Consider the following 19,800-nt stretch of genomic DNA (forward strand, 5'->3'; position numbering starts at 1 on the left):
GGGGGTGGTGGGGGGGGGGGGGGGGGCCCCCCCCCCCCCCCCCCCGCGGGGGGGGCCGGCCCCGCGGCCGCGGTATCGAGGACGAGTCGAGGGAGACGAGATGAGCAGCGTTCCCGCTGCCGCGGGGTCGGAGCCGCGCCTGGGTGCCCCGATGCCACGGGAGTTGATGGACAGCGGCGAGCGGCTGACCCAAGACGAGCTGAGAGCACTGCAGTTGGAGCGGCTGCGCGCCACCCTGCGGCACGCTTACGATGATGTGGAGCTGTACCGCAAGAAGTTCGACGCGGCGGGGGTCGGCCCGGAGGACTGCCGCGATCTCGCCGATCTGGCGAAGTTCCCCTTCACCACCAAGGCGGATCTGCGGGAGACCTATCCGTTCGGGATGTTCGGGGTGCCCATGGAGCGGGTGCGGCGGCTGCACGCCTCCAGCGGCACCACCGGCCGGCCCACCGTCGTCGGGTACACCGAGGGGGATCTGGACATCTGGGCCGATGTCGTGGCCCGCTCGATCCGCGCGGCGGGCGGGCGCCCCGGCGACAAGATCCATGTCTCCTACGGCTACGGGCTCTTCACCGGCGGCCTCGGCGCGCACTATGGCGCGGAGCGCGCGGGGTGCACGGTCATCCCGGCGTCCGGCGGGATGACGGCCCGCCAGGTGCAGATCATCCAGGACTTCCGGCCCGAGATCATCATGGTCACCCCGTCGTACATGCTCACCCTCATCGAGGAGATGGAGCGGCAGGGCATGGATCCGCGGCGGTCCTCGCTGCGGATCGGCATCTTCGGGGCGGAGCCGTGGACGGAGGCGATGCGCCGCGAGATCGAGGAGCGGCTCGATCTCCACGCGGTCGACATCTACGGCCTCTCCGAGGTGATGGGTCCCGGCGTGGCCCAGGAGTGCGTGGAGACCAAGGACGGGCTGCACATCTGGGAGGACCACTTCCTCCCGGAGATCGTGGATCCGATCACCGGCGAGGTCCTTCCCGACGGCGAGCAGGGCGAGTTGGCGTTCACCACCCTGACGAAGGAGGCGCTGCCGGTCATCCGGTACCGCACACGCGACCTCACCGAACTGCTGCCGGGTACCGCCCGCCCCGCCTTCCGCCGGATGAAGAAGGTCACCGGCCGCAGCGACGACATGATCATCCTCCGCGGGGTGAATGTCTTCCCCAGCCAGATCGAGGAGATCGTGCTGGGTACGCCCGGTGCGGCGCCCAGTTTCCAGCTACGGCTGAGCCGCCGCGGTCGGATGGACCATATGACGGTCGTCGTGGAGGCCCGGCCGGGCACGGACGAGGAGGCGCGTGAGGCGACGGCCCGCGCCATCGCCCAGGGCGTCAAGGACGGAGTGGGGATCAGCGTCGAGGTGGAGATGACGGACTTCGAGACGCTGGAGCGCTCGGTGGGCAAGCTGCGCCGGATCAAGGACCTGCGGAAGGGGTGACGGGACCCGCCACCGCCGGCGGGAGCGGGAAGGCCGCTGCGGCGCCCCGGTCTCCGTTCAGTCGGCTCGGTCGGCGATACGCGCCAGCGCGCCGATCTCCAGCGCCGCCCACACGGCGCCGTCGGGGCCGAGCGTCAGCCCGTGGGGTTCGGAGTCGGGCGTGGGCAGTTCGTACTCGGTGACGGTGCCTTCGGGGGTGATGTGGGCGATCCGGTTGGCGGCCCACTCGGTGCACCAGATCCCGGCCGGGCCGGCGACGACGGCGTGCGGGCGGGCGGGCGGCGCGGTCCGGCAGCGGGAACTCGCGGATCGTGCCGTCGGTGGCGACGCGGCCGATCTGCCCGGCGCCGATCTCCGCGCACCACAGTGCCCCGTCGGGCCCGGCGCAGATCCCGACGGGCGCGGCGTCCGGCGTGGGCAGCGGGTGCACGGTGACCTCGCCGCGAACGTCGATCCGGCCGATCGCACCGGCCGCGTTCAGGGTGAACCAGAGCGCACCGTCCGGCCCGGCCGTGATCGCCGACGGCAGGGCGTCCGGCACCGGCAGTGCGAAGGAGGTGAGGGTGCCGTCCGGGGCGAGCCGGCCGATGCGGCCGGTGGTCAACTCGGTGAACCACAGCGCCCCGTCGGGTCCCGCGGCGATCCCGTACGGTCCGGCGCCGGGCACCGGGTGGCGGGTGATCTCACCGGCCGTCGAGATACGGCCGATCCGGTCCCCGCGGAATTCGGTGAACCACAGGGCGCCGTCCGGGCCCGGGGTGATGACGGTGGGTCCGCCGTCGGCCGGGTCCAGCGGATGGACGGTGGGCTCCGCGCCGGGCACCAGCCGCCCGATGGCCCCCTGGTGGACGAGGGTGAACCACAGCGCCCCGTCCGGCCCGGTGGTGATGCCGTACGGACCGGCTTCGCGGTCGGACACGGGTGTCTCGGTGATCATGCGGGTCCCCCGGGGATCTGCATCAGGTCGCCGGTGAAACGGCGGGTGAGTGCTCGGTCGTGGGAGACGACCACCAGGGTGCCCGGGTAGTCGTCCAGGGCCTGTTCGAGTTCTTCGACCAGGGTGAGGGAGAGGTGGTTGGGGGCTCGTCGAGGAGCAGCGGATCGTGGGCCGCGGCCAGCAGACAGGCGAGCCCCAGCCGGGCCCGTTCGCCACCGGAGAGGCCACCGAGCCACCGCCCGCGGTCCAGCGTCCCGAGGCCGAGCGCGTACAGGGCCTTGTCCACCCGGGCGTCCGCCTCGTAACCGCCCCTGGCCTCGAAGGCGGTGAGCAGTTCGCTGTACTCGGGCAGGCGCTCCTCGGTGAGTTCGGCCTCCAGTGCGCGCAAGTACCGTTCCATGGCGCGCAGTTCGGCGAGGGCGGTGTCGACAACCTGGCGTACGGTGTGGCCGCCGGACAGGTCGAGGCGCTGCCCAAGGTGGCCCGGTGCGGCGACCGTCACCTCACCCGTGTCGGGCGTCTCCGTCCCCGCCAGCAGCCGGAGCAGGGTGGACTTACGGGAGCCGTTCTCACCGACGACACCCAGCCGCTCCCCCGGCCGGACGGCGCGTCCGACCTGGTCGGGGACGAGACGCTCGCCGTACGACTTGGTCACACCCCTGAGCGCGAGCCGTGTGGACAGCGACTCCTCCTCTTGCAACTCTTGTAGCGTTAAGCGGGATCATGTCATGGGCGGAGCTTTAAACGCAACAGGAGTAGCCATTGGATACTGGGGCCGAGCGCCGACCGGAGACGGACGCGGGCGGGGCAGGGGCGGGGCGAGGTGCGCAGTCAGGGAAGCGGCCCGGTGGGCGCAGTACGCGGGTGCGTGAGGCCGTACTCCGGGCCACCCTCGGCGAGTTGGCGGAGCGCGGCTACCAGGGGCTGACCGTGGACGGCGTCGCCGAGCGCTCCGGTGTCCACAAGACCACGGTCTACCGGCGCTGGACCAACGCGGACGGCCTGATCTCCGACGCCCTGGAGGTGTCGGAACGGGAGCCCTGGCCGCTCCCGGACACCGGTTCGCTCCAGGGGGATCTACGGGCTATCACCCGCCTGGTGCTCACCAGTTTCACCGACCCGGAGTCCGGACCGGTCGCCTCCGCCTTCGTGGCCGCCGCCGTGCAGAGCGGCCGGGCCGCCGAGGCCCTGCACCGGTTCTTCGCCGCGCGCCACCAGCAGGCCGCGGAGGTCGTACGCCGGGCCGTGGAACGCGGCGAACTGCCCGCGGACACCGATGCGGAGGAGGTCATCCGGATCGCGGTGGCCCCGGTCTACTACCGCCTCTTCATCACCCGCGAGCCGATGACCGAACGGGACACCGCACGCGCCGCGGACGCCGCCGCTCTCGCCGCACGCGAAGGCCTGCTGTAGCCCTGAGCGCCGCGGCAGGGCGAATGTCATAGGTCGGTAACAGGCACGAACAGACACAACTCACCTGCTGCAGAAGGGGTCTGACGGGGCGTGATGAAGACCAACATCACCTGACCAAGTTCACATGACCGACAGAACGACCGTCAGAACGACCGACCGTCCAGACCAGATCAGACCAGATCAGACCAGATCAGCAAGGAGCAGGGGGAACAACATGAAGTTGAACCGTCGCGTAGCCATCGCCACCACCGCCACGGCCGGACTGCTGTGCACCGCCGCCGCCCTGGCACCGTCCGCCGGTGCCACCGGCGGTGCGATCGCGCACACCACCCGGACGACCGCTGCGGCGGCCGGCGCCCACGGGACCTCGGCGAAGGCAGCCACCTACAACGGGGCCTGCGGCAGCGGCTACAAGGTGGTGAACTCGGCGCAGATCGGCAGCCGGGGCACGGTGTACCTCACCTACAACTCGTCCACCGGCAAGAACTGCGTGGTGACGGTGCGCACCACCACCGGCAAGGCCCAGCACATGGTGGCGTCCATCGGCACGGGCATGGACACCGACACCCAGCGCGACGAGGGCAAGTACACCTCGTACGCCGGGCCGATCTACCTGAAGGCCGCCGGGCAGTGTGTGAACTGGCGCGGTGAGATCGCCGGAGAGATCGCCGGCAAGGACCAGACGAACTGCAGCAAGCTCGCCGCCTCGGCCTCGCAGCGCTGAGCCGGCACGCAGCCGTCTGACACGGGGCGCCGTCCGGACCGTTCGGTCCGGACGGCGTTTCCCGTCTCCCTGCCGGCCCAAGTCGCCTGCTCTCGGGGGCTGTTGGGTGGGGCGTCGGAACTGCTTCCACCAATACGGGCACAACTACGCCCGCGAGAAGGGGACTTGACGAGGCCCCCGGAAGGCGCCCTACTCGTCGTGGCGTTCCATGAGGCGGAAGGGGCCGGCCGCGCCGGGGCCGAACATCACCGGGAGGTTGTGCCCCAGCGGCACCACGACCACCGGCTCCTCCCGGTACTCCCGCAGAAAGCGTTCCAGCGGCTCCCAGATCAAGCTGCGGTAGCCCGACTCGCTCCGCTGATGCTCGAAGGAGAGCGTCAGGGCCGAGTCCATCACGCTGACACTGACCGCGCTCACCTCCAGCCACTCCCCGCCGATCCAGGCCTCCAGCCGCACATATGCCATGGCGCAAGGGTGCACCGCGCCGTCACCACACCGCAATCGGGGTCCCGCCCCGAGCCCCCGGGCGGACCGCGAACCGGCCACGTACCGGCGGAGTCGACGCCCGGCGGGTACTCATTACGATGGACCGGCGCCGGGGCGTACCGCGGCGGGCGGTGGGTGCGGAGCCGGGAGGCGGTGGAGATGGTGGACGACCCAGGGCAGGCGGTCGGTGCGGGTGAACGCCGCCGTGGGCAGGGCGAGTTGGAGGCACAGGTGCTGTCCGCGCTGTGCTCCGCGCCGGGACCGGTGACGGCCGCCTGGGTACGGGAGTGGCTCGGCGGGAGCCTCGCCCACACCACCGTGCTGACGATTCTGACGCGGCTGGGCGGCAAGGACGCGGTGACCCGGAGGCGGGCCGGGCGGTCCCTGGTGTGGACGGCCGCCGCAGACCAGGCGGGGCTGGCGGCGCACCGGATGCGCCGGGTCCTGGACGCCGAGGCCGACCGGCAGGCCGTCCTGGTGAGCTTTGTCTCCGGACTGCCCCCGCAGGACGAGGAGATACTGCGGGATCTGCTGCGGCAGGCCGGCGACGGCGAGAGCGACCCGGGCGGGGAGCACTGACCCGTGGGCCTGCTGGTCTTCCTGCCTCTGGTACTTCCGCTCACCGCCTGGCCGATGGCGCGGCTGGCCGAGCAGCATCTGCATCCCCGGGTGGCGACCCGGCTGCTGTCCGCCGCGGCCGCCGTGCTCGGCGCGTGCAGCACCCTCAGCCTGGGCCTGCTCGCCATCGCCGGGACCGCCCAACTCCCCGGCAATCCCCTGCCGGACGCCTGGGCCGCACCCGAAGTACGGGCCGCGGTGCCGCACGACCAGGTGACCGGAAAAGCCGCCGTCGCCGCCCTCACCGTGGTACTGGCGGCCTGCGGCACCCTGCTGTGGCGCCACCGCCGGGTACGGCACCGGGTGCGGCGGGCCCTGCGCGGACTGCCCGGCGCGGGCACCGCCGTGGTCCCCGACGCGCTGCCCTACGCGTACGCGGTGCCGGGGCGGCGGGGTGCGGCGCGGGTGGTGGTGTCCACCGGGATGCTGGCGCCGCTGCCCTCGCGGGAGCGGCGGGTGCTCTTCGCCCATGAGCGGGCCCATCTGGCGGGCCGTCACCACCGGCATCTGCTGGCGGTGCATCTGGCGGCGCGAGCCCATCCGCTGCTGCGGCCGCTGCGTTCCACCGTCAGCTACACGGTGGAACGGTGGGCCGACGAGGAGGCCGCCGCGGCCGTCGGCGACCGTCGGGTGACGGCCCGGGCGGTGGGCCGTGCGGCGCTGCTGTCCCGTGCGGCGCCGGTCCCGACGCTCGCCGCGATGGCGGCGCCGGGACCGGTTCCGCGGAGGGTGGCGGCACTGCTGGGACCGGCGCCCGCTGGACGACCCTGGCCACCGCTGTGCACCGCGGTGGGCCTGGCCGTCTGGGCCGCCGCCGCGGGCACCCTGCTGTCGGCGATGTCCTCGGCGAACTCGGCCGTCACCCTGTTCCTCATCCTGTCCGCGGCGGCCCCACTGTGAGGGCCGGTGGGGCCGTCAGAGGTCGAACTCGTGCGGCGGCAGATCCAGCGTGAAGCAGGCCTCGCGGACCACGGCCTGCTCGGTCTTGTCGAAGTCGCCGTCGGCGCCGCCGATGACGATGCCGATCTGGATCACCGCCCGTGCCTCCGCGGGCTTCTTCTTCGCCTTGGCGATCTCCTGAAGGACGCTGACCTTGCCGAAGTCGAAGTCAGCGGTGAGCTTGTCGAGGTTGGCCTCGAAGCGGCGACGCAGGTCGTCGGCGGGGAAGTTCTGCAGGACCTCGTTGCCGGCGATGAGCTGGGCGACCCGGCTGCGCTCCGCCGGGTCGATGACGCCGTCGGCGGCGGCGACCAGGGCGCACATCGCCATGCTCGCGTCGCGGAAGGCACCGCTCTTGAGGTCGTTCTTCTTCGCCACGAGCTGGGTCTGCATCGTCGACGCGGACTCCTTGATGCGGTCCCACAGGGCCATGAGGACTCCAGATCTTCCCGTCCGGGGCGCGGCCACCCGTCTGGTGCACCGTCACCCACCGTTCTCTACAGCACTGTAGAAACTAGCAGCCGCCCGGATTAGTTCCGCCAAGTTCCGCCCTCGGCAGACGAGTTCAGGTCACCGGGACGCGCCCGGTCGGCGCCGGGTCAAGAGGCCTTGGAGACGCTGAGGCGCTGACCACCAACTCCGCGGCGTCCGCGCCACGGCGCCACCAGTTCCGCCAGCCGCCCGCGCGCGAGGGCAGTGCGGAACTGTCCATGCGTTCCGGGTCGAGGTCCGCCACCAGGTGCCGCAGCCGGGCGAGTTGGGCGTCGACGTCCTCATGCGGGACTTGACCGGTCCGACGGCGAAGAGCACCAGCCGGCTGCCGTCCCGGGCGACCAGGCAGACCGCGTCATAGGGGATGATCCCGGCGCCGAGCGGGGCGCCGACCGGCAGGTCCGGGTAGCGGGCCCGGCCGTCGGAGGTGGGTCAGCAACGGCGGCAGATGGCCCGCGCCGGCCAGGGTGTAGTTGCCGGTGGTGGGCCGATACGGGTGGCGGCGTCGTGCAGCCAGGCGAGCCGCTGGTGGGCCGCGGCCAGCGCGTCGGCCGGGCGCGGGGTGCGGCGGCCGGTCATGCGCGCACCGAACCACCGTCAGGTGACCGCCCGCACCGGCCCGGGCAGCGGCCGGCGCCCGCTCCGGTGCGGGCGGTGCACGCCGGCGCGGCCGGTCAGCCGCTGACCTGGTTGTTGTCCTTGAGGGCGCCCCAGCCGTGCCAGCGCTCGATGTCGATCAGCGCACTGATCCGGGCCCGGTCCCGCTGTGCGTACTCCTTGCCCAGGTAATGGTGGGACAGCCGGTCGATGTCGGCGAGCTTGCTGTCCTCGCGGAATTCGGTGACCCGCCCGATGAGGCTGAGGTGGGTGTACCAGTTCCCCTCGTCGAGCACGGTGAGGGTGACCCGGGGGTCGCGCCGCAGATGGTCGAGGCGTCTGCGGCCCTCGTCCATGTTGACCAGGATCCGGCCGTCGTCCCAGAGGTACCAGGTGGCGGTGGAGACGGGCTGGCCGTCGGCGCGCAGGGTGCAGATGACGGCTGGGTTGGGCTTGCTGAGCATGGCCACGGCATCTTCGGGAAGCGGCGGTTTGGACACAACGACTCCTTGCCTCGGATGTGCGTACGCGGACGGGGCGGGCGGCAGCGCCCGGCCGTACACCAGGGTCCCGGTCTGTAGGGGTCCGGCTCCGGATCCCCGCCCGCGTCGCCCACCCTGGCACAGCCCTCGCGCCGCCCGCAGTGCCTGTGGATAACCCCGTACCGCACCCACCGCGGACGACGCACGGCCCGCCACGACCTAGCTGTACTGCCCTCCGCCGCGTGATCCACCGGGCGTGCCGCCGTTCGGGTCCATGGTGTACGGGAGTTGACGCCGTTTCATGAGCAGCGCACCGCTCATGGTGTTGACGAAAGGGAAGCGAATGGCTTGCGGATCGACCCCGCTCTGGTCCGGTGAGAGCACCTGGTTCTGCTGTGGAAGCGCCTGGGGGCCGTGCGGCAGCACCGGCACCGGCGCCTGCGGAACCTGCCAGTCCGGCAAGGCCCAGGCCGCCTGGCCGAACGCCTCCGCCGCCTGCTTCGACCTCACCCGGCCCGACCTCTGCGGCGAGAACATGCCGCGGCGCGGCTGCGGTTCGGTACTGAACGTGCGGCACCAGTGCTCGGGGGCCACCGTGTGCGTCACCGTCGCCGACTGCGGTCCACGTACCAAGAGCTTCTGCTCGGAGTCGACCTGCTGCGGGGGCGAGTGCCGTACCAACCGGGTCATCGATCTGACCCCCGCCGCCTTCTCCGCCATCGGCAATCTCAGCTCCGGCGTGGTGCCGGTGCACATCTTCGAGTGAGGAGCACCGCCATGCCCGCCGTCCACGGCACCCCCGGCGTCGACCGGCGCCGCTTCCTCACCTCGGCCGCCGTCGGTGGCACCGCCATCGTCGGTGCCACCGCGCTCGGCGGTACCGATCCGGCGGCCGCCTTCGCCGGGCCCGCGCCCTCCCTCGACCCGGCGATCGCCCGCACCTCCTTCGCCGAAGGCCGGGTCACCGCCGTCAACCGGCGCGTCCTGGAAGTACGCGGCTCGCACGGGGCGCTGCACCTGGTGCAGCTCACCCGGGCCACCAGCGTCTGGAAGCTGGAGCCCACCACGGCGGACGCCGTCCGGCCCGGTGACGGTCTTTATGCGCGCGGGGTGGACATGCCGGACGGCACGCTGGCCGCCGACGCGGTGTGGGTGAACATCGTCAATCTGCTCTGCACCGTGCGCGGTATCGCCCGGGACCGGCTGCATCTGTCGCACGGTGCGCGTGCCCTGGTCGGCCATGTCTCGCCGCGTACCACCACCGCCTCCTATCTGGGCGGGGCGCTCACCTCGGATCTGTCGCGGCTGCGGATCGGGCAGCAGGCGCAGGTGCTGGGCGCCTGGCGGCCCTCGGACGACGACGTCGACATCGCCCGCGTCACCGTGGGCCATTGAGAGCGGGGGCCCGCTGATGGATCTCAGCCTGATCGCCCTGGCCGCGGCCCTGGCGCCGCTGCCCTGCGCGGTGCTGCTGGCGGTGACCGGGGCGGGCAAGCTCCCCGTCCACCGGGTACGCCGGGCCGCCGCCGGCACCGTACTGGTCCGGCTCCCGGGCGGCCCAGCGACGGCCACCGCCGTACTGCGGGCGGTGGGCGCGGCCGAACTCCTGCTGTCCTGCGGCCTGTTGGCGACCGGACGGGCGAGCACACCGGTCCCGGCCGCCGCCACCGCGCTCCTCGGCGCCGCCTTCATCGTCTACCTCGGACAGGTACGGCGTACCGCGCCCGCGGCGTCCTGCGGTTGCTCCGGGCGGGACGAAGGGCCGGTCGGTGTGCGGGCCTTCGTCCGGGCGGGGGCGCTGCTGGCGGGCGGCATCGCGGCGCTCTCCGCCCGCCACGACTGGTGGACGGCGGCCGCCGCCCGGCCCCTGGCGGCCACGGTACTGCTGGCCGCGGCCGGAGCCGGGTGCGCACTGCTCGGTGCCGGAAGGCTGCCGCTGCTACGGCTCCAACTGCGGCTACTGGGGCACCCGTTGGCCGGGTCCGGGCAACAGGGGGTCCCGGTGGCGGCCTCGGTGGAACTGCTGGAGCGTTCACTGGCCTGGCAGACCGCGGGACCGGTGGTGCGTTCGGCGCTGCTGGAGCACTGGGACGCCGACGGCTGGCGGGTCCTGCGCTTCTCCGGGGTGCACGGCCAAGGCGAGGCGGCACGCCCGGTCAGCGTCCTCTTCGCTCTCGACCCGGCACACACCGTCGACAGCACACCGGCACCCTCGGTACGGCTGGCCGTGGTGGACGAGCACACCGGGCGGCCCCTCCCGGTGCCCGAGCAGGCGGCGGTAGGCACGTGGTGAGCGCGGCGGTGCCGCGGCACATGCCCGGGTAACTGCCATTGAGGGAACGGGAGTTGGCGCAGTCAGGAGTCGGAGGGCGGGTCGCCGTCCTCCGGGCGGTCGTCGGATCCGCCCCGGTATGGCGGTACCGGCCGGAAGGTCAGTTCCCGTTCCCCCTCCCCGGTGTCCGCGAGGACCTGGGTGCCGGGGGTCAGGGAGCCGTCGAGCAGCATCCGGGACAGTGGGCGGTCCACCTCGCGCTGGATGGTGCGGCGTAGTGGGCGGGCGCCGTACTCGGGCTGGTGGCCGCGTTCGGCGAGCCAGTCGACGGCGCGCGGGGTGAATTCCAGGGTGAGGTCCTGGGCGTGGACGCGGCGGCGGGTGTCCTCCAGCAACAGGTCGGTGATCTGGCGGAGTTGGTCGCCGGTGAGGCGGCGGAAGACCACGATCTCGTCGATGCGGTTGAGGAATTCGGGTCGGAAGTGCTCGCGCAGCGGGCGGAGTACCTGCTCGCGGCGCGCCTCGTCCTCGCCCTGGCCGGTGCCGAAGCCGAGGGTGGTGCCGCGGCCGACGGCCTCCGAGCCGAGGTTGCTGGTCATCACGACGACGGTGTTGGTGAAGTCGACGGTGCGGCCCTGGGCGTCGGTGAGCCGCCCGTCGTCCAGGACCTGGAGCAGGATGTTGAAGACGTCGGGGTGGGCCTTCTCCACCTCGTCCAGGAGCAGCAGCGAGTAGGGGTGGCGGCGGACCGCCTCGGTGAACTGGCCCGCCTCGTCGTGCCCGACATAGCCGGGTGGTGCGCCGACCAGGCGGCTCACGGTGTGCCGCTCCTGGTACTCGCTCATGTCGAGCCGCACCATGCGGTCCTCGCTGCCGAAGAGGGCCTCGGCGAGAGCGCGGGCCAGTTCGGTCTTGCCGACGCCGGTGGGCCCGAGGAAGAGGAAGCTGCCGATGGGGCGGTCGGGGCTGGACAGTCCGGCCCGGGAGCGGAGCACGGCGTCGGCGACGGCGGCCACCGCCTCGTCCTGGCCGATGACCCGTTCGTGGAGGTGGCCCTCCAGGCCGAGCAGCCGGTCGCGTTCCTCCTCGGTGAGGCTGCTGACGGGGATGCCGGTCTGCCGGGAGACGACCTCGGCGATGTCCTCCGCGGTGACCTCGTGCACCTCGCCGTCGCCGGCCGGCCGGTCGCGGTCGGCGGTGATCCGCTGCTCGATGCCGGCGATGCGGTCGCGGAGTTCCGTGGCGCGTTCGTACTGTTCGGCGGCGACGGCCTGGTCCTTGTCGCGGCCGAGCTGCTCCGCCTCGCGTTCCAGGGCGCGGGTGCCGGCCGCCTTGGTGCGGGAGCGGAGGCGGACACGGGCGCCGGCCTGGTCCATCAGGTCGATCGCCTTGTCGGGCAGGAAGCGTTCGGTGAGGTAGCGGTCGGAGAGGTCGACGGCGGCGAGGAGGGCTTCCTCGGTGTAGCGGATCTGGTGGTGGGCCTCGTAGCGGTCGCGCAGGCCGTGGAGGATCTCCAGGGCGTCGGCGGCGGACGGCTCGGGCACCAGGATGGGCTGGAAGCGGCGGGCCAGCGCGGCGTCCTTCTCGATGTTGCGGCGGTACTCCTCCAGGGTGGTGGCGCCGATGACATGGAGTTCGCCGCGGGCGAGTGCCGGTTTCAGCATGTTGGCGGCGTCCATGGAACCGCCTTCGGAACCGCCGCCTCCGCCGGCGCCGACCACGGTGTGCAGTTCGTCCACGAAGACGATGATCTCGTCCCGGTGGGCGCGGATCTCGTCTATGACGGCGTTCAGGCGCTCCTCGAAGTCGCCGCGGAAACGGGTGCCGGCGACGACGGCGGTCATGTCGAGGGTGACCAGGCGGCGGTCCGCGAGGAGTTCGGGGACCTCGCCGTCGGCGATGCGCTGGGCGAGGCCCTCGACCACGGCGGTCTTGCCGACTCCGGCGTCGCCGATGAGGACGGGGTTGTTCTTCCCGCGGCGGGACAGCACCTCGATGGTCTGCTCGATCTCCTGGTCGCGGCCGATGACCGGGTCGATACGGCCCTGCCGGGCCAGGCCGGTGAGGTCGGTGCCGTAGCGGTCCAGGGTGGGGGTGCTGCCGGCGACGGGCGGGCGCTGCTCCCCGCCTCCGGTACCGGCCGGCGGTGCGGGCACGGGCGGCGCGTCGTAGTGGGCGGAGTGCAGGATGTGCCCGGCGGCGGAGTCCGGGTTGGCGGCGAGGGCGCCGAGTACGTGCTCGGGGCCGATGTAGCCGGCGCCGGCGGCACGGGCCAGTTCATGGGCGTCGAGCAGGGCGCGTTTCACGGTGGGGGTGACGCCGAGGGAGTGCCGGGCGGCGGCGCCGTCGGCGTCCGGCTCGGGTTCGCCGGCCCGCTGGTCGATCTCGGCGGCGAGGGCGTCGGGGTCGGCGCCGGAGCGGAGCAGCAGGCTGCGGGTGGGTTCCACGGCGAGGGCGGCGCGCAGCAGGTGCTCGGTGTCCAGGTCGCTGCTGCCGTGTTCGGCGGCGTAGGTGGCGGCGGTGGAGACGAGTTGCCGGGCGGGCTGGCTCATCATCCGGCCGATGTCGATGGGCCGCGGGTCCCGGCGGGGTCCGCCGCCGAAGAAGCGGGCGAGGAACTCCTCGAAGGGATCGTGGCCGTAGTCCTCGGGACCCAGGTATCCGCTGCTCATGGCCATCCGTTTCCGGTGTCCCGCCCGGCGGGGGCGCGACGCCGCTGTGGTCCCCGGGCCGTGGGTGCCGGCCGGGGTGCGTGCCGTCCGCCCGGCCGGGTCCCCCCGGCACCGTCGCCTTACACCTGCCGGGGGCGAGCGCGCCTCCCCCGCCCCCGTGCCGGCACCCGCCGGGTCAGTGCTGCTGTGGTTTCGCCTCGGTGACCTCGCTGGGGCGGACGATGACATGGCCCTCGCCCTGGAGCATGAGCTGGACGGCCTCGCCGGAGCCGCCGCGGAGCATGGAGCCGATGGACTGCGAGCGGTGCAGGGAGGTCTGGAGGTTCTGCGTCCAGCCGACGACCGCGTCGGTGTCGACGTAGACCGGCAGTTGCGGGGAGACGGGTATGACCAGCGGGTTGCCGTCGCAGATCAGGCCGAGGCGGCCGTAGCCGGTGAAGACGCTGTTGAAGAGGCCGCCGCCGACCATGCCGGCGCCCTTCACCGTTTTGATGTCGTAGGAGAGGGTGGCGTCGAAGCAGAGGACGTTGCGGCCGTTGACGGTGAGGGCGTCGCCCTGCTCGATGTCGACCATGAAGCAGTTCTGCGCCTCGTGCGCGAACCACGCCTCGCCCTGGCCGCGCACCGCCATCAGCGGCAGGCCCTCCCCGGTGACGGCCCGTTTCAACATGCCGCCGACGCCCTGGCCCTTCCGTTCGAACTGAAGGTTCCCACGCCAGGCGATCATGGCGCCCTGCCGCGCCAGCATCTCCCCGTTGACGGTGTACTTCAGGGACTTGGCGCTCTGCTGGGTCATACCGACCGCGGTGGCCGGCTGCGCCATGTTCTCGCCGGCAAAGAGATCGCTCCTCATGGCCGCATCCTGCCCTGAACAGCGGTGTCTCCGCCAGAGCCGGTTCACGGCCACCGGGCGTCCGGTCGCCAAGTCGCTTCCCCGCCAAGGGCGTTGCCGCGGACGGGGAGCCGGTACGGGCCGGGACCCCGCGGGCGGCCGGGTGCCGCCGGTTGGGTCAGCCGCCGACCCGTGCGTGGGAAAACGCGGGGACGCGCCGGGGCCGCGCCGGGCGGGGCGGGCAGGTGCACGCCATGGCGCGGGGCGCCCGGTACGGCGGTGCCGTCCGGGCGGCCCGCGCTCCGATCCGTACGGCATCCGCGGGCTCCGTCGGGTGGGCCCGCTCCTCACGGGAGGCTTTCTCTTGCAGCACCGACGTATCTGGAAGCGGGGCGTCGCCGGTGGCGCGCTCGCACTGGCCGCCACCGCCGCCCTCACCCTCCCCGAGGCGCAGGCGGCCCCCGCCCCGCCCGGGCGGCCGGGGCAGGACGGCCTGTCCGCGGCCGCGGCAGGCGAGTTGGCGGCGCAGCTCGGGAGCGCCGCCCAGGGCGTCTACTACGACGCGGGCCGGCGCAGGCTGGTGGTGAACGTGGTGTCCGAGCGCGACGCCGACCTGGTGCGGGCCAAGGGCGCCGAGCCGCGCCGGGTGGCGTACTCGCTGGCGGAACTGCGCGGCGCCGCCGACGACCTGAAGGCGCGGGCCTCGGTCCCGGGCACCGCCTGGTCGGTGGACCCGCGGGCCGACCGGCTGGTGGTGAGCGCGGACCGCACCGTGACCGGGCAGGACCTGGCGCGGGTGCGGTCCGTGGTGGCGGACCAGGGCGACCGGGCGGTACTGCGCCGTACCGAGGGCCGGTTCACGCCCTATCTGTCGGGCGGTCAGGCGATCTGGGGCAGCGACGCCCGCTGCTCGCTCGGCTTCAATGTGCGCAAGGGCGGCGCGTCCTACTTCCTGACGGCCGGTCACTGCGGCAAGGCGGTCTCCAACTGGGCGGCGCGCCAAGGCGGTTCGAACGTGGCCCGGACCGAGCAGTCGAGCTTCCCCGGCCATGACTACGCCCTGGTCCGCTACACCGACACGTCCACCGCACACCCCAGCGCGGTGGACCTGTACGACGGGACCAGCCAGCAGATCACCCAGGCCGGTTCCGCGGTGGTGGGCCAGCGGGTGCGGCGCAGCGGCAGCACCACACATGTGCACGGCGGTTCGGTGACGGGCCTCGACGCCACCGTCAACTACCGGGAGGGCACCGTCGAGGGGCTGGTGAAGACCGATGTGTGCGCTGAGGCGGGCGACAGCGGCGGCGCGTTGTTCGACGGCTCCACCGCGCTCGGTCTGACCTCCGGCGGCAGCGGCAACTGCCAAGCGGGCGGGGAGACTTACTTCCAGCCGGTGCCCGAGGCGCTGGCCGCGTACGGGGCGAGTATCGACTGACTCGGACACGCCTTGGGAGGGCCTGTACGAGCCCCTGCCGGGAACTGCCCGTGGACAAAGCGGGTGATGTCATCTTTTGCGCGGCGTGTCGAAGTGCGCTGCACTGGTGTGGCACGAGGCAAGTTCCTTCAACAAGGGGATGGTGGCATGTCTTCCACCGAACCGGTGATCCGGGACCTCACCGAGGTCCGGGACACGGATGTCGAAGCAGCTCTGGATCCGGCAGAGGCCGACGGTACCTTCCGCGACAGCCGCGAATGTGCGGCACTGGCGCTGGTCGGTGGCCAAGGGGCTCTACTCCTCTCGCCGCCGACACCGCGGCCGAAGAAGGGCTGACGGGTACATCCATGGAGGAGTCCAGCGCTTCAGCCCGCCTGGCGGGCCGGGTGCAGGACCTCGCCCACGAAGTGGTCTCCGCTCTCCGGAGCGGGGGCCACTCCGGCGTGGTCTGCCATCCGGCCGGAATCGACGGGCACGACGATCTGTCCCTCGCCGCGGTCCGGGTGCTCGGCGCCGATGTACTGCTGCCGAGTGTGCTGTTCCGCTGCTCGCCGGACGCGAGCGATGTGTCGGTGGTACGGCAGGCGGTCGCCGCGTTCCCACCGGCCGCGAGCGGTTCCGCGGCCTCCGCCTGGAGTCACTGGGCGATGACCAGGACCCTGCACCGACTCTCCCCCGACGTCCCCCTCACCGACCCGGACGGCCGCCCTGAAGTGGCGCCCGCGGAGGGCACCGAGCCGGAGACGCAGTGGCTGGAGGACGCCGCCTGGCAGCCCTTCACCCATCAACTCGCCGTCCTCGCGGCCCTGGCGGTGCCGGGCGGGGACAGCGGTGTGGCGCGGGCCGCGACCCGCCGCCCGGCCGACCTCTCCCGCGGTTTCGTCCGCGCGGTACGGCGCCGCGACTGGCTCCAGGCCGCCGGTGCGGGCCGCTGGCTGGCCCTGCTGGAGCGGGTGCCGCCCACGCTCGGGCTGGCCTCGGGCCTTGAGTTCGTCTCCCAGATGGGCGGTCAGGACCCCCGGGTGGCGCTGCATGTGCACGCGGCCCAGTTGCTGGGCGCCGGAGCGCGCGTATGACGCCCCCCGCGATACGGCCCGCCGCCGAATCCGCCCTCGCCTGGGTGGAGGCACACCGCGAGGATTTCGCCCTGGACACCGGGGCCCTGCACGGCGGCGACGTCAACCGCACCTGGAAGCCGCTCGGCGAGCTGGCCCAGGTCTGCGTCTGCGTACGCCGCCACACCGCGGCCGGCGACCCGCTGCACCGTGCCGCCTCCGCGCTCCTGGAGCACGCCTGGCGGCAGACCCGGGACGGCGCCCTCTTCGAGGAACTGCTGCGGCTGGAGCCGTTCGCCACCTACCCGCTGGAGGTGTACGCGGCGTTCGCGGCGGAGGGGATGCGGCACCAGGGCTTCGAGCGGCTGGCCCGGACCCTGCTCGCCACCCGCTGCTGGCAGGTCACGGAACAGGAGCCGAACCGGCGCCTGGGCATCCTCAACTCCGAGCGGCGCAGCGGGTTTTCACCCCACGCGCCGTCCGCGCCCGCACTGCGCCGCACCTGGCTCGGCGGGCTGCCGGAGCCATGGACCTTCGAACGCGGCGCGGGCTACACCCTCACCCATGTCGTCTTCCATCTGACGGACTGGGGCCGCACCCCGCACACCGTGCCCGAGGACGTGGCCCGCTATCTCGACCTGTGGTTGTGGCCCTGGCTGGACGGGTGCCTGGAGGACGAACAGTGGGATCTGGCCTGCGAGTTGCTGGCGGTGGCGGCGAGCCTGCCGCGGCCGCCGGGCCCCGGGCTGCTGCGGCAGGCGTGGCCGCTGCTGGCCGCCGCGCAGGACCCGGAGGGCGGCCTGCCCGAGGTGGGCGCGGGCCTCGCCGGTCGCACGGTGCGGCGGGACTTCACCACCTGCTACCACTCCACGCTGATGGTGGTCCTCGCCGCCGCGCTGACCCTGCACCGGGTGGAGCGCCGCACCGGACCACCAGCGGCAGCAGCCCCGCGGGCGGGAAGCCGAGGTGAAGTGACGTGACCAGTACGCGACTTGTGCACACCGTCGGACTGCGCGCCCTGGAGTGGCTGCACGCGCACCGGTCCGGTTTCCGCCTTGAGGAGGACGTCGATCCCGAGGTCGGCTTCCTCGAACGCTTCAAGCCCATCGGGGAGTTGGCCGCGGTGTGCGGTGTCCTCTTCCGGGAGGGCGTCGCCGGCTCCCGGCAGGCGCAGCTGGCCCGCCGGCTGCTGGACCACACCTGGCAGGACGCCCTCGACGGCGGCCGGATGCTGGTACGCGGCCAGCGCCTGGAACCACTCTCGCCGGTGCCGTTCGAGGTGTACCTGCCGTTCCGCGAACTGGGCTACTCGCAGCCCGGTATCGAGGCCTCCGTCCGTCTCAACCAGCGCCTGGAGAGCTGGGCGGCGCTGGAGGTGAAACCGGTGCGGCGGCTCGGTATCTCCGCCTTCGAGCGCCGCTTCGGCCTCACCCCCGCCGTCCCCACCGAGCAGGCCCTCGCCCGCACCTGGCTGGGCCGCACCCCCGAACCGTGGACCGCCGAGGGCCACATCGGCTACGACATCACCCACACCGTCTTCCACCTCACCGACTGGGGCCGCTCCCCCGAGGGCATCCCCGGGCACATCGCGGAGTATCTGGCGCTGTGGCTGCCGGTGTGGCTGGACGACTGGCTGGACCTCCAACGCTGGGACCTGCTGGGCGAGTTGCTCGCGGTGGACGCCTGCCTGCCGGAACCGGCACTGGACACCGAAGCCTGGGCGGGGCTGGCCGCGGCCCAGCAGGAGGACGGCGCGGTGCCCGCGGTACGGGGGATGCCCGAGGGCGAACCGCAGGACGTGTTCGACGCGGTCTACCACCCCACGCTGGTCGCCGCGTTCGCCGCCACCCTCGCCACCTCGCACGCCCTGTCCCGGCTGACCGGCCCCGCGGAGTGACACCCGCCGCCCCGCATCCGGTGGGCGCCGCCGCACTGGAGCGGGCGGTGGCCGCGGTGGACGCCCCCGATGTGGTCTTCGCCGTCTCCGAGGACGGCCACCGCACCATCCGCACCGGCGGCACCCACCCGGCCCCGCCCACCGCACGCGAACTGCTGCGCTACGAGACGGGTTCGGCGAGCAAGACGCTCACCGCGCTGCTGCTGGCCCGACTGGAGGACCAGGGCCGGGTGGACCGCCGCGACACCGCCGCCGCCCTCCTCGGCACCCGGCCCCCCGCACACCGCGCCCCGGTCACCCTCGCCCACCTGATGACCCACACCTCCGGACTCCCGCCGCTGCCCGCCGACTTCTACCCCGGCGCCCTGCCCCGCTGGAGCAGCGACCCGTACGCGCACTACGGGCCGGAGCGGGTGGTGCGGGCTTTTCTGCGCAGCCGCCCCCACCACCGGCCGGGCAGCCGGTGGCGGTACTCGAACTTCGCGGTGGCCACCCTCGGACAGGCCCTGGCCACCGCGGCCGGCACCGGCTGGTCCCCCCTCCTCACCCGCGAGGTCCTGGCACCCCTCGGCCTACGGGACACCGCGCTCCACCCGGGACCACCCGGTACGGACGCCGTCGGGCACCGCGCGGACGGCAGCACCACCACACCTCCGCTGCGCGCCGCGGGCTTCGACCCGGCGGGCGCCGTCCGGGCCGCGCCGCACGATCTGCTGACCCTGCTGGAAGCCCATCTCCGGCCCGGCACACGGCAGTTGGCGGCGGCCCTGACCACCGTGCAGCAACCACTGCTGCGACGTGGCCCGGGGCGGAGGGAGACGCACACCCTGGGCTGGTTCCGGCACGACACCGAGCATGGCCCGGTCTGCTTCCACGCCGGGGCGACCTGCGGCCAGCAGGCGTTCCTCGGCTTCCGCCCCGACACCGGCCGCGCCCTGGTAGCCCTCACCACCCGCCGCCACCGCCTCCGCGACCCCTTCGTCGCCACCGCCTACCAACTGCTCACCTTCGACTAGGAGTTGGTTCCCCGCGGCAGGAAGTGGCGGACGTACCGGCGCTGCCAGGGGGTTTCCACGGCGTGCCGGTCGTAGTGGCGGCGGACATAGGCCACGGCCTCGTCGGGCGGCACCCCGTCGAGGACGGCGACACAGGCGAGCGCGGTACCGGTACGGCCGCGGCCCCCGCCGCAGGCCAGCTCCACCCGCTCCACCGCGCAGCGCCGCCACACCTCCGTGAAGACCTCCCGGGCCTCGGCGCGGTCGGCGGGGAGGCGGAAGTCAGGCCAGCGCAGCGGCCGGGACTCCCAGGGGGTGGGCGGCGGGGTGCGGCCGAGCAGGTAGACGCCGAAGTGGGGCGGCGAGCCGTCCGGGAGCGGATGGCGCAGGCCGCGGCCGCGCAGCAGCCGCCCCGACGGCAGCCGCAGCACTCCCGCGGAGTCCGGGTTCCAGGTCTGGTGTGCCATCGCGCCAGGCTACGGGCGCCTTCCGGACCCCGGACAGGGCGGT

At 73.2% G+C, this 19,800-nt stretch carries 22 protein-coding genes and 1 pseudogene; 14 read left to right on the plus strand and 9 right to left on the minus strand.

Translation table 11 applies throughout. The annotated features are described in order from the left end of the window. Positions 1–100 precede the first annotated feature (100 nt). Entirely contained in the window at positions 101–1,444 is a 1,344-nt protein-coding gene (paaK, locus tag ACFVST_RS27510; protein ID WP_390156298.1) for a phenylacetate--CoA ligase PaaK, read from the plus strand. 57 nt (positions 1,445–1,501) lie between these two features. Here paaK and ACFVST_RS27515 read toward each other — a convergent pair. Both ACFVST_RS27515 and ACFVST_RS27520 read right to left on the minus strand, forming a co-directional pair. Next, positions 1,502–2,381, minus strand: a pseudogene (locus ACFVST_RS27515) (virginiamycin B lyase). Between the two features lie 22 nt (positions 2,382–2,403). Continuing rightward, on the minus strand, positions 2,404–3,081 hold the full coding sequence (locus ACFVST_RS27520; RefSeq protein WP_390156299.1) for an ATP-binding cassette domain-containing protein: 678 nt from the start codon (positions 3,079–3,081) through the stop codon (positions 2,404–2,406). 164 nt (positions 3,082–3,245) lie between these two features. Here ACFVST_RS27520 and ACFVST_RS27525 point away from each other — a divergent pair, with 164 nt between their 5' ends. Next, complete coding sequence (locus ACFVST_RS27525) at positions 3,246–3,794, plus strand: TetR/AcrR family transcriptional regulator (protein ID WP_390156300.1); 549 nt, start codon at positions 3,246–3,248, stop codon at positions 3,792–3,794. Positions 3,795–4,008: 214 nt separating this feature from the next. Next, a complete protein-coding gene (locus ACFVST_RS27530) occupies positions 4,009–4,518 on the plus strand; it encodes a spore-associated protein A (protein WP_390156301.1) in 510 nt (169 codons plus the stop codon). A gap of 189 nt (positions 4,519–4,707) precedes the next feature. Here the strand turns inward: ACFVST_RS27530 and ACFVST_RS27535 are convergent, their stop codons facing one another. Then, a complete protein-coding gene (locus tag ACFVST_RS27535) occupies positions 4,708–4,983 on the minus strand; it encodes a hypothetical protein (RefSeq protein WP_390156302.1) in 276 nt (91 codons plus the stop codon). A gap of 180 nt (positions 4,984–5,163) precedes the next feature. On the opposite strand from ACFVST_RS27535, the gene ACFVST_RS27540 reads away from it, so the two are divergent. Together ACFVST_RS27540 and ACFVST_RS27545 are read left to right on the plus strand one after the other, a co-directional pair. After that, a complete protein-coding gene (locus ACFVST_RS27540; RefSeq protein ID WP_390156303.1) occupies positions 5,164–5,583 on the plus strand; it encodes a BlaI/MecI/CopY family transcriptional regulator in 420 nt (139 codons plus the stop codon). A 3-nt stretch (positions 5,584–5,586) separates the two neighbouring features. Beyond that, positions 5,587–6,522: a M56 family metallopeptidase gene (locus ACFVST_RS27545; protein WP_390156304.1), complete on the plus strand. Its 936-nt coding sequence runs from the start codon at positions 5,587–5,589 to the stop codon at positions 6,520–6,522. A gap of 15 nt (positions 6,523–6,537) precedes the next feature. Here ACFVST_RS27545 and ACFVST_RS27550 read toward each other — a convergent pair whose 3' ends face one another. The 3 genes from ACFVST_RS27550 to ACFVST_RS27560 form a co-directional block, all read right to left on the minus strand. Next, positions 6,538–6,993 (minus strand): tellurite resistance TerB family protein, encoded by a 456-nt coding sequence (locus ACFVST_RS27550; protein WP_390156305.1) that lies wholly within the window; start codon positions 6,991–6,993, stop codon positions 6,538–6,540. 492 nt (positions 6,994–7,485) lie between these two features. Beyond that, complete coding sequence (locus tag ACFVST_RS27555) at positions 7,486–7,632, minus strand: hypothetical protein (RefSeq protein WP_390156306.1); 147 nt, start codon at positions 7,630–7,632, stop codon at positions 7,486–7,488. A 95-nt stretch (positions 7,633–7,727) separates the two neighbouring features. Continuing rightward, complete coding sequence (locus ACFVST_RS27560; protein WP_390156307.1) at positions 7,728–8,150, minus strand: TIGR03618 family F420-dependent PPOX class oxidoreductase; 423 nt, start codon at positions 8,148–8,150, stop codon at positions 7,728–7,730. Positions 8,151–8,475: 325 nt separating this feature from the next. Here ACFVST_RS27560 and ACFVST_RS27565 point away from each other — a divergent pair, with 325 nt between their 5' ends. The 3 genes from ACFVST_RS27565 to ACFVST_RS27575 are packed head-to-tail and all read left to right on the plus strand — an operon-like array spanning position 8,476 to position 10,425. Beyond that, positions 8,476–8,898, plus strand: a complete 423-nt coding sequence (locus ACFVST_RS27565; protein WP_390156308.1) for a septal ring lytic transglycosylase RlpA family protein — start codon at positions 8,476–8,478, stop codon at positions 8,896–8,898. 11 nt (positions 8,899–8,909) lie between these two features. Beyond that, positions 8,910–9,527, plus strand: a complete 618-nt coding sequence (locus ACFVST_RS27570) for a cell wall protein (protein ID WP_390156309.1) — start codon at positions 8,910–8,912, stop codon at positions 9,525–9,527. A gap of 16 nt (positions 9,528–9,543) precedes the next feature. Then, positions 9,544–10,425 (plus strand): MauE/DoxX family redox-associated membrane protein, encoded by an 882-nt coding sequence (locus ACFVST_RS27575; RefSeq protein ID WP_390156310.1) that lies wholly within the window; start codon positions 9,544–9,546, stop codon positions 10,423–10,425. A 62-nt stretch (positions 10,426–10,487) separates the two neighbouring features. Here the strand turns inward: ACFVST_RS27575 and ACFVST_RS27580 are convergent, their stop codons facing one another. Both ACFVST_RS27580 and ACFVST_RS27585 read right to left on the minus strand, forming a co-directional pair. Next, on the minus strand, positions 10,488–13,076 hold the full coding sequence (locus ACFVST_RS27580; RefSeq protein ID WP_390156311.1) for an ATP-dependent Clp protease ATP-binding subunit: 2,589 nt from the start codon (positions 13,074–13,076) through the stop codon (positions 10,488–10,490). Between the two features lie 175 nt (positions 13,077–13,251). Next, positions 13,252–13,929 carry an AIM24 family protein gene (locus tag ACFVST_RS27585; RefSeq protein ID WP_390156312.1) on the minus strand — a complete coding sequence of 226 codons (678 nt, stop codon included), beginning with the start codon at positions 13,927–13,929 and terminating at the stop codon, positions 13,252–13,254. A 343-nt stretch (positions 13,930–14,272) separates the two neighbouring features. Here ACFVST_RS27585 and ACFVST_RS27590 point away from each other — a divergent pair, with 343 nt between their 5' ends. From ACFVST_RS27590 to ACFVST_RS27615, 6 genes are all read left to right on the plus strand, one after another. Then, positions 14,273–15,343 (plus strand): S1 family peptidase, encoded by a 1,071-nt coding sequence (locus ACFVST_RS27590; protein WP_390156313.1) that lies wholly within the window; start codon positions 14,273–14,275, stop codon positions 15,341–15,343. Positions 15,344–15,490: 147 nt separating this feature from the next. Then, positions 15,491–15,679 (plus strand): hypothetical protein, encoded by a 189-nt coding sequence (locus ACFVST_RS27595; RefSeq protein ID WP_390156314.1) that lies wholly within the window; start codon positions 15,491–15,493, stop codon positions 15,677–15,679. 11 nt (positions 15,680–15,690) lie between these two features. Continuing rightward, on the plus strand, positions 15,691–16,419 hold the full coding sequence (locus tag ACFVST_RS27600; protein WP_390156315.1) for a hypothetical protein: 729 nt from the start codon (positions 15,691–15,693) through the stop codon (positions 16,417–16,419). Next, a complete protein-coding gene (locus ACFVST_RS27605; protein ID WP_390156316.1) occupies positions 16,416–17,378 on the plus strand; it encodes a DUF6895 family protein in 963 nt (320 codons plus the stop codon). Before ACFVST_RS27600 ends, ACFVST_RS27605 begins: the two co-directional genes overlap by 4 nt. Continuing rightward, a complete protein-coding gene (locus ACFVST_RS27610) occupies positions 17,375–18,295 on the plus strand; it encodes a DUF6895 family protein (protein ID WP_390156317.1) in 921 nt (306 codons plus the stop codon). The genes ACFVST_RS27605 and ACFVST_RS27610 overlap by 4 nt, the downstream gene beginning before the upstream one ends. After that, positions 18,292–19,311 (plus strand): serine hydrolase domain-containing protein, encoded by a 1,020-nt coding sequence (locus tag ACFVST_RS27615; RefSeq protein WP_390156318.1) that lies wholly within the window; start codon positions 18,292–18,294, stop codon positions 19,309–19,311. Before ACFVST_RS27610 ends, ACFVST_RS27615 begins: the two co-directional genes overlap by 4 nt. Here the strand turns inward: ACFVST_RS27615 and ACFVST_RS27620 are convergent. Next, positions 19,308–19,757 carry a protein phosphatase gene (locus ACFVST_RS27620; protein WP_390156319.1) on the minus strand — a complete coding sequence of 150 codons (450 nt, stop codon included), beginning with the start codon at positions 19,755–19,757 and terminating at the stop codon, positions 19,308–19,310. The genes ACFVST_RS27615 and ACFVST_RS27620 overlap by 4 nt on opposite strands. Positions 19,758–19,800 lie beyond the last annotated feature (43 nt).

The sequence above is a fragment of the Streptomyces sp. NPDC058045 genome (assembly GCF_042885635.1).
Classification (GTDB): Bacteria; Actinomycetota; Actinomycetes; order Streptomycetales; family Streptomycetaceae; genus Streptomyces.

What these genes read in the sequence shown, in the direction of transcription:
- paaK (WP_390156298.1), top strand. Translation starts at nt 101, where the DNA reads ATGAGCAGCGTTCCCGCTGCCGCGGGGTCGGAGCCGCGCCTGGGTGCC.
- ACFVST_RS27530 (WP_390156301.1), top strand. Translation starts at nt 4,009, where the DNA reads ATGAAGTTGAACCGTCGCGTAGCCATCGCCACCACCGCCACGGCCGGA.
- ACFVST_RS27535 (WP_390156302.1), bottom strand. Translation starts at nt 4,983, where the DNA reads ATGGCATATGTGCGGCTGGAGGCCTGGATCGGCGGGGAGTGGCTGGAG.
- ACFVST_RS27540 (WP_390156303.1), top strand. Translation starts at nt 5,164, where the DNA reads ATGGTGGACGACCCAGGGCAGGCGGTCGGTGCGGGTGAACGCCGCCGT.
- ACFVST_RS27550 (WP_390156305.1), bottom strand. Translation starts at nt 6,993, where the DNA reads ATGGCCCTGTGGGACCGCATCAAGGAGTCCGCGTCGACGATGCAGACC.
- ACFVST_RS27555 (WP_390156306.1), bottom strand. Translation starts at nt 7,632, where the DNA reads ATGACCGGCCGCCGCACCCCGCGCCCGGCCGACGCGCTGGCCGCGGCC.
- ACFVST_RS27565 (WP_390156308.1), top strand. Translation starts at nt 8,476, where the DNA reads ATGGCTTGCGGATCGACCCCGCTCTGGTCCGGTGAGAGCACCTGGTTC.
- ACFVST_RS27570 (WP_390156309.1), top strand. Translation starts at nt 8,910, where the DNA reads ATGCCCGCCGTCCACGGCACCCCCGGCGTCGACCGGCGCCGCTTCCTC.
- ACFVST_RS27575 (WP_390156310.1), top strand. Translation starts at nt 9,544, where the DNA reads ATGGATCTCAGCCTGATCGCCCTGGCCGCGGCCCTGGCGCCGCTGCCC.
- ACFVST_RS27580 (WP_390156311.1), bottom strand. Translation starts at nt 13,076, where the DNA reads ATGAGCAGCGGATACCTGGGTCCCGAGGACTACGGCCACGATCCCTTC.
- ACFVST_RS27585 (WP_390156312.1), bottom strand. Translation starts at nt 13,929, where the DNA reads ATGAGGAGCGATCTCTTTGCCGGCGAGAACATGGCGCAGCCGGCCACC.
- ACFVST_RS27595 (WP_390156314.1), top strand. Translation starts at nt 15,491, where the DNA reads ATGTCTTCCACCGAACCGGTGATCCGGGACCTCACCGAGGTCCGGGAC.
- ACFVST_RS27600 (WP_390156315.1), top strand. Translation starts at nt 15,691, where the DNA reads ATGGAGGAGTCCAGCGCTTCAGCCCGCCTGGCGGGCCGGGTGCAGGAC.
- ACFVST_RS27605 (WP_390156316.1), top strand. Translation starts at nt 16,416, where the DNA reads ATGACGCCCCCCGCGATACGGCCCGCCGCCGAATCCGCCCTCGCCTGG.
- ACFVST_RS27620 (WP_390156319.1), bottom strand. Translation starts at nt 19,757, where the DNA reads ATGGCACACCAGACCTGGAACCCGGACTCCGCGGGAGTGCTGCGGCTG.